Annotated in this window: 13 protein-coding genes and 2 pseudogenes; 7 read left to right on the top strand and 8 right to left on the bottom strand. The window is 71.0% G+C overall.

The window, feature by feature from the left end:
* The 3 genes and pseudogenes from DY245_RS08620 to DY245_RS08610 form a co-directional block, all read right to left on the bottom strand.
* Positions 1-165 (bottom strand): annotated as a pseudogene (locus DY245_RS08620) (futalosine hydrolase); the annotation flags it as partial.
* 46 nt (positions 166-211) lie between these two features.
* Positions 212-715: a hypothetical protein gene (locus tag DY245_RS08615; RefSeq protein WP_128505233.1), complete on the bottom strand. Its 504-nt coding sequence runs from the start codon at positions 713-715 to the stop codon at positions 212-214.
* Between the two features lie 70 nt (positions 716-785).
* Positions 786-2174, bottom strand: a complete 1389-nt coding sequence (locus DY245_RS08610) for an MFS transporter (protein WP_128505241.1) — start codon at positions 2172-2174, stop codon at positions 786-788.
* Between the two features lie 431 nt (positions 2175-2605).
* Here DY245_RS08610 and DY245_RS08605 point away from each other — a divergent pair, with 431 nt between their 5' ends.
* Both DY245_RS08605 and DY245_RS08600 read left to right on the top strand, forming a co-directional pair.
* Complete coding sequence (locus DY245_RS08605) at positions 2606-3511, top strand: DUF3027 domain-containing protein (protein ID WP_128505231.1); 906 nt, start codon at positions 2606-2608, stop codon at positions 3509-3511.
* A 239-nt stretch (positions 3512-3750) separates the two neighbouring features.
* On the top strand, positions 3751-7035 hold the full coding sequence (locus DY245_RS08600) for a sacsin N-terminal ATP-binding-like domain-containing protein (protein WP_244942919.1): 3285 nt from the start codon (positions 3751-3753) through the stop codon (positions 7033-7035).
* A gap of 270 nt (positions 7036-7305) precedes the next feature.
* Here the strand turns inward: DY245_RS08600 and DY245_RS08595 are convergent, their stop codons facing one another.
* Entirely contained in the window at positions 7306-7497 is a 192-nt protein-coding gene (locus tag DY245_RS08595; RefSeq protein WP_128505229.1) for a hypothetical protein, read from the bottom strand.
* A 473-nt stretch (positions 7498-7970) separates the two neighbouring features.
* Between DY245_RS08595 and DY245_RS08590 the strand changes: the two genes are divergently transcribed.
* From DY245_RS08590 to DY245_RS08580, 3 genes are all read left to right on the top strand, one after another.
* On the top strand, positions 7971-8552 hold the full coding sequence (locus DY245_RS08590; RefSeq protein ID WP_244942918.1) for a hypothetical protein: 582 nt from the start codon (positions 7971-7973) through the stop codon (positions 8550-8552).
* Between the two features lie 171 nt (positions 8553-8723).
* Complete coding sequence (locus DY245_RS08585) at positions 8724-9542, top strand: IPT/TIG domain-containing protein (protein WP_128505227.1); 819 nt, start codon at positions 8724-8726, stop codon at positions 9540-9542.
* A gap of 78 nt (positions 9543-9620) precedes the next feature.
* The gene (locus DY245_RS08580; protein WP_128505225.1) at positions 9621-10865 is read left to right on the top strand and encodes an IPT/TIG domain-containing protein; all 1245 of its coding nucleotides are present in this window, start codon (positions 9621-9623) and stop codon (positions 10863-10865) included.
* Between the two features lie 43 nt (positions 10866-10908).
* On the opposite strand, the gene DY245_RS08575 is transcribed toward DY245_RS08580, so the two are convergent.
* Both DY245_RS08575 and DY245_RS08570 read right to left on the bottom strand, forming a co-directional pair.
* Complete coding sequence (locus tag DY245_RS08575) at positions 10909-13326, bottom strand: HAD-IC family P-type ATPase (RefSeq protein WP_128505223.1); 2418 nt, start codon at positions 13324-13326, stop codon at positions 10909-10911.
* A 78-nt stretch (positions 13327-13404) separates the two neighbouring features.
* On the bottom strand, positions 13405-13662 hold the full coding sequence (locus DY245_RS08570; RefSeq protein WP_128505221.1) for a DUF2530 domain-containing protein: 258 nt from the start codon (positions 13660-13662) through the stop codon (positions 13405-13407).
* A gap of 261 nt (positions 13663-13923) precedes the next feature.
* On the opposite strand from DY245_RS08570, the gene DY245_RS08565 reads away from it, so the two are divergent.
* A complete protein-coding gene (locus tag DY245_RS08565; protein WP_128505219.1) occupies positions 13924-15396 on the top strand; it encodes an NCS2 family permease in 1473 nt (490 codons plus the stop codon).
* A 54-nt stretch (positions 15397-15450) separates the two neighbouring features.
* Here the strand turns inward: DY245_RS08565 and DY245_RS08560 are convergent.
* Together DY245_RS08560 and DY245_RS08555 are read right to left on the bottom strand one after the other, a co-directional pair.
* Positions 15451-17103 (bottom strand): annotated as a pseudogene (locus DY245_RS08560) (IS200/IS605 family accessory protein TnpB-related protein).
* A gap of 139 nt (positions 17104-17242) precedes the next feature.
* A complete protein-coding gene (locus tag DY245_RS08555; protein WP_128505215.1) occupies positions 17243-17446 on the bottom strand; it encodes a ribbon-helix-helix protein, CopG family in 204 nt (67 codons plus the stop codon).
* Positions 17447-17577: 131 nt separating this feature from the next.
* Here DY245_RS08555 and DY245_RS08550 point away from each other — a divergent pair, with 131 nt between their 5' ends.
* Positions 17578-18042 carry a MarR family winged helix-turn-helix transcriptional regulator gene (locus DY245_RS08550; RefSeq protein ID WP_128505212.1) on the top strand — a complete coding sequence of 155 codons (465 nt, stop codon included), beginning with the start codon at positions 17578-17580 and terminating at the stop codon, positions 18040-18042.
* Positions 18043-18067 lie beyond the last annotated feature (25 nt).

The following is an 18067-nucleotide window of genomic DNA, read 5'->3' as shown; positions in this document are numbered from 1 at the left end:
GGCGGCCGGACCGACACCGGCGGCCAGCACATCGAGCGCCACCGGCCGCGCCGACGCGCGCCGCAGCGCGTACCCGCCCGGCAGCACCGCCTCCTCGCAGGTCCCCGCCGCGGCACACACCGCGTCGCGCTCGGCGGCCACCGCCGTGACGACCAGGACCCGCATCAGACAGCCCTCACAGCCTGCCACCGGACCTCGTCGATCAGCGCACTCAGTCCTTCTGCTTCAGCGTGAAGTGCCACATCGTCTTGGGGCCGTCGCCGTCGCCGAGCTCCGCGACCTGGAGGGTGACGTTCTTGGTGTACGTGGTCTGGCCGGTCTGCGGGTTCTGCTGCATGAAGAGGGTGTCCGCGTCGAAGCTGCGGTACGTCTCCTTGCTGGGCTCCCGCATGACCGGGCCGCCGCCGATGACGATCCAGCCGGACTTGGCGACCTCGGGGTCGACGGCGACGCGCACCTTCTCACCGGGGTGGACGGTGATCGTCTTGCCGCCCTTCTTGGTGATGCAGGCCGCGATGGCCTTCTTGGAGAGGACCTCGCCGTCTCCGTCACAGCCGGGGGTGGCCTCGGCCGTGACCGTTGTCGACCCGACGGTCACGGTCGCGAGCGCGGTCGGCTTCTCGCAGGCGGAGAGGGTGATGAGACCCAGGGACACGGCACCGATGGCGGCAGCGGCACGGCGGCCCTTGCCCCAGGAGATCAACGCAGCGGTCATACGGGCAGGCTATCTGGCGCCCCGGCCCACGCCACGCGCGGGTGCGGCGTGCCGCGCCACCCCTCGGATGTCAGGCCACCCGAGGGGTCGGCGTACCGCCCCGCCGGGCCGCGCTCAGCAGCCCCCGTACGGCCAGCACCACGCCCAGCGCCACCAGCCCCGCGGCCACCGACATCCCCACCACGCCGATCAGCGGCAGCGAAATGCCGATCGCGCCGCCCACCACCCACGACATCTGCAGCACCGTCTCGGACCGGGCGAACGCGGACGTCCGCACCTCCTCGGGCACATCGCGCTGGATCATCGCGTCCAGCGACAGCTTGGCCAGCGCCTGGCACAGCCCCGCGGTGGCCGCCGCGGCGGTGACCACGACCACCGCCACCGTGTCGTAGAACACCGCCGCGGACACCGTCGCGCACAGCGCCAGCCCCAGCATCGCCGCGATGATCGGCTCCGGCCCGCGGGCCTTCAGCCAGGCACCGACCGCGGTCCCCAGCGCACCGCCGATACCGGCCGCCCCCACCACCAGCCCGAGCGAGGCCGCCGGGCCCAGCCCGCCCAGCGGATGCTCGCGCAGCAGGAAGGCCAGGAAGAACGTCAGGAACCCGGAGAGCGCCCGCAGGGAGGCATTGGCCTGCAGACCGTGCAGCACCGACGGGCCGACCGTACGCAGCCCGGGCTTGCGCTCGGCGCCCGCCGGCCCCGCCGACACGTCCCGGGACGCCAGCCGGGCCCGGGCCTCGCCCTTGCCCGAGTCGACCTTGTGCGGCAGCGAGAACGACAGGAACGTACCGGTCGCGAACACCACGAACGCCCCGTACAGCGGCCAGCTCGGCCCGATCAGATGCAGCCCGGCGCCGGCCGGTGCCGCCACCCCGGTCGCCAGCAGCCCGGCGAGCGTCACCCGCGAATTGGCCTTGACCAGCGAGATCCGCGGCGGCAGCAGCCGTGGCACCACCGCGCTGCGCACCACGCCGTACGCCTTCGACGACACCAGCACACCCAGCGCCGCCGGATACAGCTCCAGGCCGCCGGTGGCCACCGCGCCCGACATCGTCAGCGCCAGCAGCGCCCGCGCCAGCATCGCGGCCGCCATCGCCGCCCGGCGGCCGTGCGGCACCCGGTCCAGCAACGGCCCGATCACCGGTGCGAGCAGCGCGAACGGAGCCATGGTGACCGCCAGATACAGCGCCACCCGGCCCCGCGCCTCGTGCGTCGGCACCGAGAAGAACACCGTCGAGGCCAGCGCGACGGTGATCAGCATGTCGCCCGCGGAGTTCACCGCATGCAGCTCGATCAGCTTGCCCAGCCCGGACTCGCCCGCGCCGTGCGCATGCGTCGCGCGCCGTATGCCCCGCGCCGCACCGGTGAACGGCCGGTGCAGCGCCCGGCCGACGGCCCGGCCCGCCCGGCGGCCCCGGCGCTCTCCGTACCCGCCGCGCGTCGATGCGCGCGACATCCCTGACGACTTCCGCGATGCCTTCGCCACCTTCGACACCTTTGACGCCCGTGCGGCAGCTACCTGGCCATAGTGCCCCAACTCGCCCAGGAGAGGGCACTTTCTCCGTACTGCCGCGCGGGGCGTACCGGCCCGCAGTCGCTGCCGCTGACATTTGGCGCTCCCACCGAGGGGTCGTACACCGTTGAAGGGGTAGCGTGTGTAGCGCGCCACCGGCGGTTGTTTTTGGCCGCGTGCCTCCTCGCGATCCCGCAGAATAGGACGTAAGAGGTGCGCTCGACCGAAACGACCGGGCGCGGACGTCGACGCGGTCCCCTGGTCCGCTCCGCCCGCCCCGGCCCCGCCGGTCGTCCGGACAGGACAAGGACAGCTCCGGCTGGCGCACTCGTGAGACGGCGTAGAAGAGAGAATCGATTCTTGTGAGTGCTGCGATGCGAAGCCGTACCCCTGACCGCCTGTGCGCCGAGGCGGTCGACCTTGCCCGGGAGGCGGCGGAGGAAGCCGCACAGCCCGGCACGGTCGGCGAGCACATCGATGCCGTCGCCGACGGAGACCGCGTCGTCACCCACCTCTTCACCTGCAACGAGCCCGGCTACCGGGGCTGGCGCTGGGCCGTGACGGTCGCCCGGGCCTCCCGCGCCAAGATCGTCACGCTGGACGAGGCGGTCCTGCTGCCCGGCCCCGACGCGCTGCTCGCGCCGGAGTGGGTGCCCTGGAGCGAGCGGCTGCGCCCCGGCGACATGGGCCCCGGCGATCTGCTGCCCACCGAGGCCGACGACCTGCGCCTGGAGCCCGGCTACACCGGAGCGGACACCCCGGCGCCGAACTCCGTGATCGCCGAGGGGATGGCCGCCGAGGTCGCGGACACCGAGGAGGCGGACGTCCTCCCGGGCTCGCCGGCGGTCCAGCCCGCCCCCGAGCGGGGCAGTATCGCGGCGGTCGCCGAGGAGCTGGGCATGCGCCGCGCCCGGGTCCTGTCCCGCTACGGCCTGCACGTCGCGGCCGACCGCTGGGAAGAGGCCTACGGAGCCAAGACCCCGATGGCTCAGGCGGCCCCCGCCACCTGCATGACCTGCGCTTTCCTTGCCCCGATGGCGGGCTCCCTGCGCCAGGCGTTCGGCGTCTGCGCCAATGAGTTCGCCCCGGCGGACGGGCGGGTGGTCTCGCTCGCGTACGGGTGCGGCGCCCATTCCGAGGCCGCCGTCATGCCGAAGCCGCCGCGGCCGGCCGAGCCGGTTCTGGACGAGACGGTGGTGGAGCCGTTGTCGCTCCGGCCCGAGCGGGACGGTGGCTCGGTGGAGGAGACCGGACCTGCCGAGGAGCTCGGCCACAGCTGAGGGGTTCGTTGGGCGTGACGGTGTGAAAAACCGGAAGCTCGGTCGCGTCGTGGCACGCAGCCGAGCTTCTGCTGTTTCCGCCCTCACCCCCACCAGGGTGTGGCCCCGCCACCCCTCACACACCGGGGCCCCACCCCACACACCACCCCGCGCCGAAGGCGGGACACACATGGCGGGCCACCCGCCGACGTGGGGCGATACCGTCGGCCCACGGACACACGCTTCAAGGGAGACGGACAGTGACAGCTACGTCGTGGGTGCGAGGCGCAGCCGGAGACCCGTTCGGGACGGCCCGATTGCGGCGTGGCGTGCTGGACGCCTGGGCCGCCTCGCCGGCCCGGTTCCGGGAGGACGCCAACGCCGAGGAGGACCTCGCGCTCGGCGGCTACCGCGACCGGCTCGTCGTGGAGCTGGCGCAGAACGCCGCGGACGCGGCGGCCCGCGCCGGTGTCCCCGGCCGGCTGCGGCTGACCCTGCACGCGGCCAACGGGGGCGCGCCCGCCGTGCTGGTGTCGTCCAACACCGGTGCGCCGCTGGACGCGACCGGCGTCGAGTCGCTGTCGACGCTGCGCGCCTCCGCGAAGCGGGAGCCCAGTGTGGCGGCCGGCGCGGTCGGCCGGTTCGGCGTGGGCTTCGCCGCGGTGCTGTCCGTCAGCGATGAGCCGGCGCTCGTGGGGCGCACCGGCGGCGTCCGCTGGTCGCTGGTCGAGGCGCAGGCGCTGACGCAGGAGGTGGCCGCCCACAGCCCCGGCCTGGGCGGCGAGTTGCGCCGTCGCGACGGGCATGTACCGCTGCTGCGGCTGCCACTGCCGGCGGAGGGCACGGCACCCGACGGGTACGACACCGCCGTCGTCCTGCCGCTGCGCGACGGCGCGGCGCAGGACCTGGCCGAGCGGCTGCTGGCCGGGATCGACGCGGCGCTGCTGCTGACGCTGCCGGGGCTGGCCGAGGTGATCGTCGAGACCCCGGAGGGCGTACGGGAGTTGAGGCGCAGCCAGGACGGCGCCCATGTCCTGATCGAGGACAGCGAGCGGGGAGCCACCCGGTGGCGGGTGGCGAGCGACGGCGGGCCGCTGGACCCGGCGCTGCTCGCCGACCGCCCCATCGAGGAGCGGCTGCGGCCGGCCTGGTCGGTGACCTGGGCGGTGCCGGTGGACGACGAGGGCGCGCCGGTGCGGCCGGGGACGGCGCCGGTGGTGCATGCGCCGACGCCGACCGACGAGCCGCTGGGGCTGCCCGCGCTGCTGATCGCGTCGTTCCCGCTGGAGCCGACCCGTCGGCATGTCGCGCCGGGGCCGCTGGCGGACTTCCTGGTGGGGCGGGCGGCCGCGACGTACGCGGCGCTGCTGGGTGACTGGCAGCCGGTGTCGGTCGGCACCCTCGATCTGGTGCCGGGACCGCTGGGCAAGGGCGGTCTGGACGGTGAGCTGCGCCGGCAGGTGCTGGAACTGCTGCCGCGGGTGCGGTTCCTGCCGAGCGCGGGCGCGCCGGCCGGGGGCGCACCGAAGGCCCCGCCGGAGGACGAGTGGGATGCGGACGAGGGCGGCGTGGAGCGCTATGTGCTGCGGCCCGTCGACGCCGAGGTGGTGGAGGGCGCGGGCGCGGCGACGGTCGGGGTGCTGGCCGAGCTCTTCCCCAGCCTGCTGCCGGCCGGGCTGGAACGGCGGCCGGAGCTGCGGGCGTTGGGCGTGGCGCGGGTACCGCTCAGCGAGATGATCGACCGGCTGGCGGGCGTCGAGCGGTCGCCGCGCTGGTGGTGGCGGCTCTACGACGCGCTGGCCGGCACCGACCCGGACCGGCTCAGCGGGCTGCCGGTGCCGCTGGCGGGCACGGCGGGCCAGGGGCCGGGCGGGGAGAACGGCGGCGTACGCACCACGATCGGGCCGCGTCAGGTGCTGCTGCCGCTGCCCGGGGGCGGTCCGGAGGAGGGCGGCGACGCCGCGGCCCGGCACCGTACGCTCGCCCGGCTCGGGCTGAAGGTCGCCCACCCCGAGGCGGTGCACCCGCTGCTGGAGAAGCTGGGCGCCACCCCGGCCGCGCCGCGCGCGGTGCTCACCACGCCCCAGGTGCGGGCGGCCGTGGAGAACTCGCTGGACGCGGACGAGGACGCGTACGACGTCTTCGCCGATGAGTTCGACGCCGGAGTGGGGGCCCCGCTGGGCGCCGAGGAGCTGGCGGAGACCGTGCTCGGGCTGGTCAGGGACGCCAATCTCTCGCCCGGTGACGAACCGTGGCTGGGCGCGCTCGCGCTGCCCGACGAGGACGGCGAGCTGGCGCCGGCGGGTGAGCTGGTGTACCCGGGAAGCGCCTTCGAACGGGTCATCCGGGAGGGTGAACTCGCGGCATGCGACGCGGAATTGGCCGCCCGGTGGGGCGAGCAGCCGCTGACCGCGGTCGGTGTGCTGGCCGCCTTCGCCCTCGTACGGGCCACCGATGTGGTGCTGGATCCGGACGAAATGGAGCCGCGGGACGGGGACTTCGCCGAGCCGGACGACGTCGGGCTGCTGGACGCCGTCGACGTGTGGTGCGAGGACATCCTCGACGCCCTGCCGGAGACCCCGGTCCCGCCGGTCGTCACCGAACTGGTGGCCGTCCGCGACCTCGATCTGGTCGACGACGACGCCTGGCCGCAGGTCCTGGAGATGCTGTCCCAGCCACCCCTGCGCGACGCCCTGACCGCCCCCGTACGGGTACTGCTCCCCGACGGCACCACCGAGTCCGTCCGCCCGTACACCGCCTGGTGGCTGCGCGGCCACCCGGTGCTGGACGGCCGCCGCCCCGCCGGTCTGCGCGCGGCGGGCGGCGATCACCTGCTGGCCGGCCTCTACGAGTCCGCGGACGCCGGTGACGTCGACGCCCAGGTGCTGCGGGCGCTCGGCGTACGGACCTCGGTCTTGGCGCTCCTGGACGAGCCGGGCGGCGCGGCGGAACTGCTGGCCCGGCTCGCCGACCCGGACCTGACCGTCGGCAGGGCCCAACTGCACGCGCTCTACGGCATGTTGGCCGACCTGGACCCCGATCAGGTGACGCTGCCCGACGAACTGCGGGCCGTACTCGACGAGGAGGTCCGGGTGGTGGACGCCGCGGACGCCGTGGTCGCCGACGCCCCGGACCTGATGCCCCTCGCCACCGGGCTCCCCCTGCTGCCGGTCCGCCCGGCCCGCGCCGCCGAACTGGCGGAGCTGTTGCAGGTACGCCGGCTCAGCGAGGCGGTCAGCGCCGAGGTCCACTCCGAGGGCGTCCGCCACGAGGTCCCGGAAACCGTACGGACACTGCTCGGCGCCGCCACCCCGCAGTCGTACCTGGAACACGAGGAACTGATCGTCGGCGACGGCCCCGACGACACCGCCGAACTCGACTGGCGCTGGACCCCCGACGGCACCCTGCACGCCGCAACCCTGGAGGGCGTGGCCGCCGGCCTCGCCTGGGCAACGGCCCAGTGGCCACGCCGCTTCGAGGTCGCGGCACTGCTGGAGGACCCGGAGCGGGGGGACGAGCTGGCGCGGGCGCGCTGGTTCGACTGACGGAGCGGAAAAAGGAGATCGGCCCCCGTCGTGATGCGACGGGGGCCGATCGTTCGGCGGCAGACGATTCATGACGTGCCCGTTTTGATGTGCGCCGCCGAGGGCGAGGTCATCGGCGGTGAACGCGATGCCTTGGATTTCCTCGGCGATGCCGTCTACCAAGGTGCGAGATCATTCAGAAGTTCGTCGACCATCGCGTGGGGATCGTCGTCCTCGGCGATATCTCCCGCCCTCCACAGGCCGAGCGAGAGTGGAGTCGCAGGGCGCCGGCTAGTCCGAGCTGAATTTCTTGGCGAGTGCCCAGATCACCACGATCGCGCCGACGATCAGGATCAGCCACTCCCACCAGTCGAAGACGCCGTCGCCGCCCCCGTAGGAGCTGTTGCCGGAGTGGTAGTGGTGGTAGTGGTGATGCGTGCCGGCCAGTACCTCGTACGTGAGGTCCCCCGTGTGGAATGCCATGGGCACCGACTTTAAGGGGAGGCGGTGGCCGTCGCCATGCCCGGTCGGTTTCTGTTATCGGGCCGATAGGGGCCGTACTTCGTGGCAGCGGCAAAAAACAGGGGGGTGAATGTTGCGCACGCTCGGCCGAAGGGGTGATGTTCCGACATTTACCTTGCGGGCCATGTCACTCGAATGCGTTACTTTCGGCATCTGACCAGTGGGCTGCCCATCCCTCCGGCCGAGGAGCGAAGAGTGGCAGCCAACCAGGTCCGCCAGGACCGGTTCCGGGTCCTTTGTGGCGCTGTGCCGGCCGATGGCATCGGCAGCAGAGTCTTCGTGCTGAGATCTCGGCCGGTGAGGGTAGCTCACAAATCGTCCAAGGAGGCGTTTTGCGAGCCATCCGAATTCTCCCTCTACTGGCTGCGGCCAGCGCCATGGCTGTGTGCTCGGTGGCCGCTGCACCGGCTGCGCAAGCGGTAGAGCCGACGCTCGTGACGTGCAGCGAGAAAGCGCTGGTCGACGCGGTCAAAGCGGCCAACCTCGCAGGCGGCGGCAATCTGATCCTCGCGCCGTTCTGTACCTACTCCCTGACCTCCGCGCACAGTTCGGGCGGGGCCGGGGGGCCGGCGGGGCTCCCGAACATCACCACGCCGATCTCCATGACCGGGCTGGCCACGGACATCACCCGGGCGCCGGGCGTCGCCCCGTTCCGGATCATCGAGGTCGACGGGCCGTCACAGAACCCGGAGGCCCACGGCCAGCTCACCCTCACCACGGTCGGCATCAGCCGCGGTGACGCCGGTATCGGCGTGGGGGGCGGGATCGCCAACCTGGGCGGCACCGTGACCGCCACCTCCGCCTCGATCCACAACAACAGTGCCGCATACGGCGGTGGCATCTACTCCGACACCGCGCTGACGCTCGTCGCCACCGGCGTCAAGGACAACACCGCCGGCGTCGACGGTGGCGGCATCTACAAGAACGCCGGCAGTGTCGTGCTGCTCGCGGACATGTTCAGCGGCAACACGCCGAACACCTGCGGCGCCAACCCGCCCGCACTGCCCGACTGCTGAAGCGGGGCGGCGACGCCGCCCCGCTCCCAGAGCACCGGCCTCCCGGGTACCGGCGTGAGCGGCCCTTGGACCCGAGTCCGGCACGTCCCCGCGCATCACTTCGCCACCCCCGGATGCGCGGGGACGCGGACCGGTGCACCCCCCCGGTAACACCAGCGAAGGAGAAACCTCATGCCAACCATCACCTCCATAGCCCCCACCCAGGGGCACAACGGACAGAGCCTGGTCATCACAGGCACCGGCTTCGTCACCCCCGTGAAGGTCAACTTCGGCACCAAGTCGGTCACCGGCACGGTCGGCGGCGGTGGCACCACCGTCACCTGCACCATCCCGACACTGTGCGCCGGTTCGTACCCCGTCAACGTCACGCAGGGGACCCTGACCAGCAACTCCGTGCCGTTCTTCTACATCGGCACCCCGGACTGCTCGGGCATCGTCGCCAACATCGGACCGATCGCTCCCGGGGCGGTCGACATCTACGGCAGCGCGCTGGCGACCGCGAACGTGGTCGGCGGCGGGGTGGCCTTCGGCACGGTAGGCACCGTCACTGCCGGAGCGGTGACCATCGTGAACGACGGCCACATCACCGTCACACCGCCCGTCCACCCGGCATTCGGGGCCGGCGTCAGTACGGACACCGTCAACGTCACCGTCACCACCGCCGGCGGCGCCAGCTTCTCGGGCGGCGCCGAGACCCAGTTCACCTACTACAACCTGCCGACGGTCACCGGCCTCAGCCCCGCGACGGGGTCGGTCGGCACGAGCACCACCGTGACCGGTACCTCCTTCGTCAGCGTCATCGATGTCACCTTCACCCCGACCGGCGGAGGCGCGGCGACGTCGGCCGACAGTTTCAACGTCACCCCCGACGACTCCCACCTCGTCGCCGTCGTTCCCACCGGACTCGCCGCCGGCACCTACGACGTCCAGGTCATCACCCCTGGAGGGACGAGCGCGGTCGTCGCCGGTGATGTGTTCACCGTTGTCTGAGCATCCCGGCTGTCCGCCCCGGCCGGTGCGCGCCGGCCGGGGCACCGCATCGGCGCGCGAGTGCGAAGGAGTGTCATCTTGGCCCCCGTCATCAGCAGCATCAGTCCCACCAGCGGGCCCGCTGCGGGCGGCACCGCGGTCACGATCAACGGCTCCGGTTTCACGGGTGCCACCTCGGTCAAGTTCGGGACCGTTGCGGCGTCGTCGTTCACGCTGGTGAGCGACGCCCAGATCACCACCACGGCGCCTGCGGGTTCGGGACCGGTCGCCGTCACGGTCATCACGCCGGGCGGCACCAGTAACGGCGTGACGTACACCTATCTCGCCGCCCCGGTGATCACTTCGCTGAGCCCGGTTCAGGGGCCGGCCGTCGGGGGCACCTCGGTCATCGTCAACGGCTCCGGATTCACCGGCGCCACCTCGGTGAAGTTCGGCTCGGCCACCGCGTCGTTCTCGGTCGTCGGCGACAACCAGATCGCCGCGACCGCACCAGCCGGTGCGGGTTCGGTCGCCGTCACGGTCATCTCACCGGGAGGCACCAGCAACGGCGTCACCTACACCTATGTCGTGGCTCCGGTCCTCACCTCGGTGTTGCCCAACAAGGGCACGACGGCCGGGGGGAACTCGGTCACCCTCAACGGCTTCAATCTCACCGGCGCCACCTCGGTGGACTTCGGCGGCCGCACCGCCGTCATCACCGGCAACACCGCTACCCAGATCACGGTGACGGCCCCCGCCGCACCGGCCGCTCCGGTCAGCGTTTCGGTGACCACGCCAGGAGGCACCAGCGCCCCGGTGCCGTACTACTACATCGCGCCGCCGGCCGTCTCCGGCGTCGATCCCGCCATGGGGCCGTCCTCGGGCGGGAACACCGTCTCCGTCTACGGCAGCAATCTGACCCTCACCAGCGTGGTCCGCTTCGGCGCCACCGCGGCGACCGGCGCCAGTGTGGTGTCGGACAGCCAGGTCAATGCCATCGCTCCCACCGGCAGCGGAACCGTCTCCGTCACGGTGACCACTGCGGGCGGAACCAGCCCGGCCGGGCTCGGTGGCTCGTACTACAGCTACCTCCCCACCCCGGCCCTCAGCACTCTCAAACCCGGCCAGGGTCCGGTCGCCGGCGGGACCGGCGTCACCATCGTCGGCAGCGGTCTCACCTACACCGACGACGTACGTTTCGCCGGCATCCCGACGCCCTTCACCGTGCTCTCCGACACCCAGGTCGTTGCCACCGCCCCTCCGGGAGCGCTCGGCCCCGCCTCCGTCGTCGTCCACACCCCGGCCGGCAACAGCAACAGCGTCACCTATCAATATCTGCCGTGACTCTCCCGGAAGCCGGCGCTCCGGCCGGATGCCGAAAGACGCCTCAGGCCGGGAAGCGCCGGTCCACCCACCGCCAGGTGATCTCCAGCAGCACCGCCGCCACCACCGCGATGGCGACGGCCGCCCAGGGCATCGTCGTACCGACCAGGCGCAGATCGAAGAAGGCCTGAAGCCAGGGGGTGACCAGGACGACCACAAACGCCAGCCCCATCGTCAGGACCAGGCCGATCCGCCACCAGGTGTAGGGGCGGGCGATGATCGCCAGGACCCAGATCGCGGCGAGGAAGAGCGTCAGGGTCGCCGCGCTGGTCTCGGCGGACAGCGCGCCAGGGCCGCTGTAGTAGCCGCGCGCCAGCAGGTAGGTGGCAAAGGCGGCGGCGCCCGTGATCAGGCCGGACGGCACCGCGTAGCGCATCACCCGGCGGACGAAGTGCGGGCGGGCGCGTTCCTTGTTGGGGGCGAGGGCGAGGAAGAACGCCGGGACGCCGATGGTCAGCGTGGACAGCAGGGTCAGATGGCGCGGCAGATAGGGGTAGGGGATCTGCCAGCAGGCGACCAGGATCGCCAGCAGCACCGAGTAGACGGTCTTGGTGAGGAAGAGGGTGGCGACCCGGGTGATGTTGCCGATCACCCGGCGGCCCTCGGCGACCACCGAAGGCAGCGTGGCGAAGCTGTTGTTGAGCAGGACGATCTGGGCGACGGCGCGGGTGGCCTCGGAGCCGGAGCCCATCGAGACGCCGATGTCCGCGTCCTTGAGGGCCAGTACGTCATTGACGCCGTCGCCGGTCATCGCGACGTTGTGGCCGCGCGACTGCAGGGCGGCGACCATGTCCCGCTTCTGCTGCGGGGTGACCCGGCCGAACACCGCGCCCTTGTCGAGTACGGCCGCCATCGCGTCCGTATCGCCGGGCAGGCGGCGCGCGTCCACCGGGGCGTCCGCGCCCGGCAGCCCCAGCTTGCCGGCCACCGCGCCCACCGATACCGCGTTGTCGCCGGAGATCACCTTGGCCCGGACACCCTGCTCCTCGAAGTAGCGCAGGGTGTCGGGGGCTTCCGGGCGCAGCCGCTGCTCCAGGACGACCAGCGCGGTGGGCCGGGCGCGCTGTGCGACGTCGGGGTCGTCCAGTTCCCGTTCGGCACGGGCCAGCAGCAGCACCCGCAGGCCCTGCGCATTGAGGTCGTCGATCTCGGCGAGGCCCCGGTCACCGGCCGGCAGCAGGACGTCCGGGGCGCCGAGCAGCCAGGTGGTGCTCTCGCCGTCCGGGTCGTTGAAGGACGCGCCGCTGTATTTACGGGCGGAGGAGAACGGCAGCGACCGGGTGCAGCGCCAGGCCTCGGTCACGGGAAAGGCGTTGATGATCGCCTTGAGGGAGGCGTTGGGCCGTGGGTCGGAGTCGCCGAGCGCGCCGAGCACCTGCCGTACGTACCGCTCGTCGCCGTCCTCCAGGACGCGTAGCGCGCTGACGTCCATCCCGCCCTCGGTGAGGGTGCCGGTCTTGTCCAGGCACACCACATCGACCCGGGCCAGCCCCTCGATCGCGGGCAGCTCCTGGACCAGGCACTTCTTGCGGCCGAGCCGGATCACGCCGATCGCGAAGGCGACGGAGGTGAGCAGCACCAGCCCCTCGGGGATCATCGGCACGATGCCGGCGACCATCCGGCGGATGGCCGCGTCGCCCGGCAGTCCGAGGGTGAGCAGATGGCTGAGGATCAGGCCGATCGCGGTCGGGATCATCATCCAGGTCACGTACTTGAGGATCCGGCTGATGCCGGTCCGCAGCTCGGAGTGGACCAGGGTGAACCGGCTGGCCTCCTCGGCGAGCTGGGCGGCGTACGCCTGGCGGCCGACCTTGGTCGCGGTGAAGGCACCGCCGCCCGCGACGACGAAGCTGCCGGACATCACCGCTTCACCGGGCTTCTTGACGACCGGGTCGGCCTCGCCGGTCAGCAGCGACTCGTCGATCTCCAGGCTGTCGGTCTCCAGCACCTCGCCGTCGACGATCACCTTGTCGCCGGGCCCGAGTTCGATGATGTCGTCGAGCACCACCTCGGAGGTGAGGATCTCGGCGGCGGCTCCGTCGCGCCGCACGGTCGGCCTGGCCTCCCCGATGACGGCCAGATTGTCCAGGGTCTTCTTGGCGCGCAGCTCCTGGATGATGCCGATGCCGGTGTTGGCGACGATGACGAAGCCGAACAGCCCGTCCTGGATCGGCCCGACGATCAGGATGATCACGAACAGCACGCCGATGATGGCGTTGAAGCGGGTGAAGACATTGGCGCGGACGATCTCGACGGTCGAGCGGGAGGACCGTACGGGGACGTCGTTGACCTCGCCCCTGGCGACCCGTTCCGCGACCTCGGCGGCGGTCAGTCCGGGGTTGACCGGTGCCTGGGCGGTCCGTCCGGCCGGCTCGCCGCCCGGTTCGGGTTGCTCGATCTCGGTGCGTTCCCGCTCCGTCATGCCCTCGACGTTACGGGCGGAATGCGCAATTCACCCGCTGGCCGGGCGGGGCGTCGGCGACAGCGGGGGTTGGTGCGCTCAGGAGGCGTCGGCCGCCGCGGCGCGCTTGATCGCGGCATCGCGCTTGCGGACGTACCAGATACCCAGCAGTCCCAGGCCGGCGCCGGCCAGGCAGGTCCATACCCACCAGGCGTGGCCGTTGTCGGCGTACCAGCCGTAGAAGGGGAGCTGGCCGAGGAAGAGCACGAACCAGATGATCGTGCCGCCGGTGATCGTGCCGACGACCGGGCCTTCCAGGGGCGCCGGGGCCTCGCGCAGTTCGGACTTCTTCCACATGGTGCTCAGCTTACGGGCCCGGTCGGTCGCCGTCGGCAGGGGTGCGCGGGAAGTGGGGTTGGCGCTCGGGGCCGTGCGCCGCAAGGGTCTACGCGCGGAGATAGCGATCACCGCATTGTTTATTCATACTGAACCTTTCCGGATCTGACCGGATTGGATCGTCGATTCATCCAACCTGATCCGGTTATTCATGTTCTGTTACGTGTTCCGGGCCCTCGGGCCCCCGCGCCTGCTCCAGGCCCGTCCGACTGAGGTCCCCGTATGTCCCCCTCGGCCACCACGCCGGTCGACACCCTCAAGAACCCGGCGCCGAAGCCCCCCAAGAACGGCTTCGACCGCTTCTTCAAGATCTCCGAGCGGGGCTCGACGGTCAGCCGCGAACTGCGCGGCGGTCTGGCGACGTTTTTCGCGATGGCCTACATCATCGTGCTCAACCCGATCATTCTCGGCTCCGGTGTCGATAAATTCGGCCACCACCTCGACAACGGGCAACTGGTCACCGCCACCGCGCTGATGGCCGGACTGAGCACGGTCCTGATGGGCCTCATCGGCAATGTCCCGATCGCCATCGCCGCCGGCCTCGGCATCAACGCCGTTGTCTCGCTCCAGCTCGCACCCAAGATGAGCTGGCCCGACGCGATGGGCATGGTCGTGCTCGCCGGTCTGGTGCTGATGATCCTGGTCGCCTCGGGTCTGCGGCAGCGGGTGATGGACGCGATCCCCAACGGTCTGCGGCGGGCCATCGCCATCGGTATCGGCATGTTCATCTCGCTGATCGGCCTGGTCGACGCCGGCTTCGTGACCCGTAACCCGGACGCCGCGCACACCACCGTCCCGATGGGCCTGGGCCAGGGCGGTCAGCTCAAGGGCTGGCCGGTGCTGGTCTTCGTGATCGGCCTGGTGTTGATGTTCGTGCTGATCGTGCGCAAGACCAAGGGCGCGATCCTGATCGGCATGGTCACCATGGCCGTTGTCGCGATCATCGTGAACGCCGTCGCCGACATCCCGGACGCGGCCTGGGGCCTGGCGGTCCCCAACGTCCCGGACAAGATCATCGGGGCGCCGGACTTCGGTCTGATCGGCCACATCAGCCTCTTCGGCGGCTTCAAGGAAGTCGGCGTGCTGACCGGCTGCCTCTTCGTCTTCACCGTGCTGCTGTCCGGCTTCTTCGACGCGATGGGCACCATCATCGGCGTCGGCGAGGAGGCCGGGCTGCTGAACAACGAGACCGGCCAGCTGCCGAACATGGGCCGGATCCTCATGGTCGACGGCATCGCGGTCGCGGGCGGCGGCTTCGGCTCCGCCTCCGCCAACACCTGCTTCGTGGAGTCCACGGCCGGCGTCGGCGAGGGCGCCCGTACCGGCCTCGCGAACCTGATGACCGGTGGCCTCTTCCTCCTCGCGCTGGTCTTCACGCCGCTGGCGACCGTCGTCCCGGCGCAGGCCGCGACGCCCGCGCTGGTCGTCGTCGGCTTCCTGATCATGGCCTCGAACGTCAAGAACATCGACTGGGACGACTTCACCGTCAGCATCCCGGCATTCCTGACGATCATCTCGATGCCGTTCACCTACAGCATCACCAACGGCATCGGCATCGGCGTCCTGGCCTTCATCCTCCTGCGCACGGCCACCGGCCGCGTCAAGGAGATTCCCTGGCTGCTGAACGTCGTCGGTCTCTGCTTCCTCGTCTACTTCCTGCTCAACCCGATCGAGCAGGCGCTCGGGGTCAAGTAGCCGACCACCAGACCGTTCCTAGAGGNGGTCAAGTAGCCGACCACCAGACCGTTCCTAGAGGCTGAGTGGGAGTGAGTCCTGTTGCCAGGGCTGCTGCTCAGCCGTGTGCTCCGAACGGTGTTGGGCACACTGGTCGCCCGCTTTCGTGCCGCGGTCCGGCGACGCGCATCGTGTGCGTGGTCCGGGGATGCGGGGGCGGGTTTCCTCACGCCCTCGACCATCCGAGGTGGCCTGGACGGTCCGATGCCCACGACGATCGCTCTGGTCGTCGTGGGGCGGTGCCGTCCGTCGCCGGATCGTGTGGCCAAGGGCGCGTCTGCCAATCGCCACCGAGGCGGCGTCATGGCGAGTCATTTGACGTTTCGTGCTGGTGAGGGGCTTGCGCCAGTGCTCATCGCCCCACATCGAGGTGTATGCCGGGTCCACGGCCACGATGGCCAGGCCGTGCTCGGCGGCCATGGACACGAGGCGGGCCTTGAGCTTGCCGGTGGGCATGCCGGAGATCAACTGCCGGAATCTCTTGCGGCGGCCGTGCTTCTCACGGGTCGTCTCCGCGGCGAAGTCCAGATCCTCGATCCCGATCGCGTGCGCGCCGGTCCGCTTCGTCCAGTGCAGGAGGCGGGTGAGGGCGTGCCGGATCTGCGCGTCACGGTGCCCGGTGGTCCCGGACAGGTCGTAGTAGAAGCGGTGCGGGTCGCCGATGGGGTTGCCGTGCGGGTCGAGCCGGTAGGCGGCGAAGTGATCGGCGTTGGTGTCCACACCGACCATGCCCTGGGCGCGGGCGGTGGTCAAAGGGAGCGTCTTGATGACGGGGCGTTGCCAGGAGGCGGTGAGGTACCAGCGACCGCGGGCCACGTCCAGGTGGATGCGGTAGGCCACCGCCCGATTGCTCTCAATGCGGTCCCGCCATTCCTCGCCGCGGTGCCTGAAGCCCACTGCGGAGGCGAGGATGTACCGGCCGTGGCGGGCGTTCGCGAGGTGGGCCAGCGGTGCGGGCAGCTTGATGGAGACTTCGCCGTTGGGGGTGACGCGGATCGTTTCGTTGCCAAAACGCTTTCCCGACTCGCCGTCAGCGGCCAGGAACCAGCGTTCGGCCTCCCACCGCCGACGCCACTGGGCTTCGGTGAGCTGTGCCACTTCGAGATGGTGGCGGGTGTTCAGCAGCCGGCGGCCACCGCGCACCACCCGTACCCGGCCGGCCCGCCAGTCCTCGGCAACACCGGCATACCGGGCCTCCAACATCGCCAGACGGCGGGACTTACCAAACCACTCACCCCGCGACCGGTACCCGCCCGCAGCCCGCTTCGTGCCCTTCTGACCGAGCGGGAGGGACAGGCGGCGCCGAAGCGTGTTGATTCCGGCTTCCAGGCTCTGGACGTGGGCGGCCTGGCATCTGCGGGCGAGCGCCCACTGATCATGCGTGGCCTTGGTGATCGTCCCGGCGATCCGCGACGACGACACCGCCGTCAGCTCCCGCTTCCGGCCGGCCCACGAATCGGCGCAGTGACCGTGCCCGTCCCTGCAACGGGCCTTGAGGTCACGCGAGGCCAGACCGCCCTGATACGCACCGACCGCACGAAGAACCTCCTCGTCCCGAGCGGTCAGGCGCTTGAGCCGGTCGCGGATCGCCACCCCCGACGGACCCAACGCCACATACGGCACAGCCAGAGACCGCAACGGCCTTTTACCGGACTGCTGTTGCTGCATCACCCACCTCCGCCCATCACCGCGGCCAGTACCAGCAATCTACCGGCGACCACTGACACCCCCCCCAGGCAACCCACCCCGGCGTCCATGCGTACTCCACACCACGACTCAGGACACACTCATGCGTCTTTACACACGCTCAAGTGCATTCAATCCGTAGCAGTTCCCAACCCTCCAGCTTCTCCGTCTCGTCGACGGACGATTTGAACCGCTCGTCGAAGTCCTCGCGGATGAGCGTCCGGACCACATAGTCCTGGACGCTCATTCCGCGTTTTGCGGCGTGCTGCTGAATGCGCTCCAGCAGCTCCCCGTCCACGCGCAGGCTGAGCACTCGCGATCCCATATGGACAACGGTCCTCTCCTCAAGCGGTCAGGTGTGTCACTTTCGACCGCGTCCTCACTCATACGGGTGATCTCCAGAGGGAACTCCCCTTCGGCTTTCCTTAGAGAGGGTAATGAGTTATGCTAAAGACCATGCCGGAACTGTCCCGCCCCCAGCCTGACGGCCGGGAGGTGCCCCCAGACGACGCGGCCGCGGTGAACGCTCTGCGGTCCGCCGTGATGCGCCTGTCCCGCCGACTCAAGCACCAGCGGGTCGACGAATCGCTGAGCCCCACCGAGATGTCGGTGCTCGGCACCCTCGCCCGCTGCGGCCATGCCACCCCCGGCGAGCTGGCCCGTAAAGAGCATGTGCAGCCGCCGTCGATGACCCGCATCGTGGCCATGCTGGAGGCCAAGGGGCTGGTCCGGCTCGAACCGCACCCCGACGACCGCCGACAGAAGGTCGTCACCCAGACCGAACAGGCCGAGGCGATGCTCGAAGAGAGCCGCCGCAAGCGCAACGCCTGGCTCGCCGAGCTGGCCTCCGGGCTGGACGAGGACGAGTGGGCGAAGGTGCGGGCCGCCGCGCCCGTGCTGGAGAAGCTCGCACAGTTGTAGAACCCGAGGCCGAGGAGGCGAACCC

Source organism: Streptomyces inhibens, from assembly GCF_003389455.1.
In the GTDB taxonomy this organism is placed as follows: Bacteria; Actinomycetota; Actinomycetes; order Streptomycetales; family Streptomycetaceae; genus Streptomyces; species Streptomyces inhibens.
Note: the sequence above shows the minus strand (reverse complement) of the source record. Positions and strands in the feature narration are given on the sequence as shown.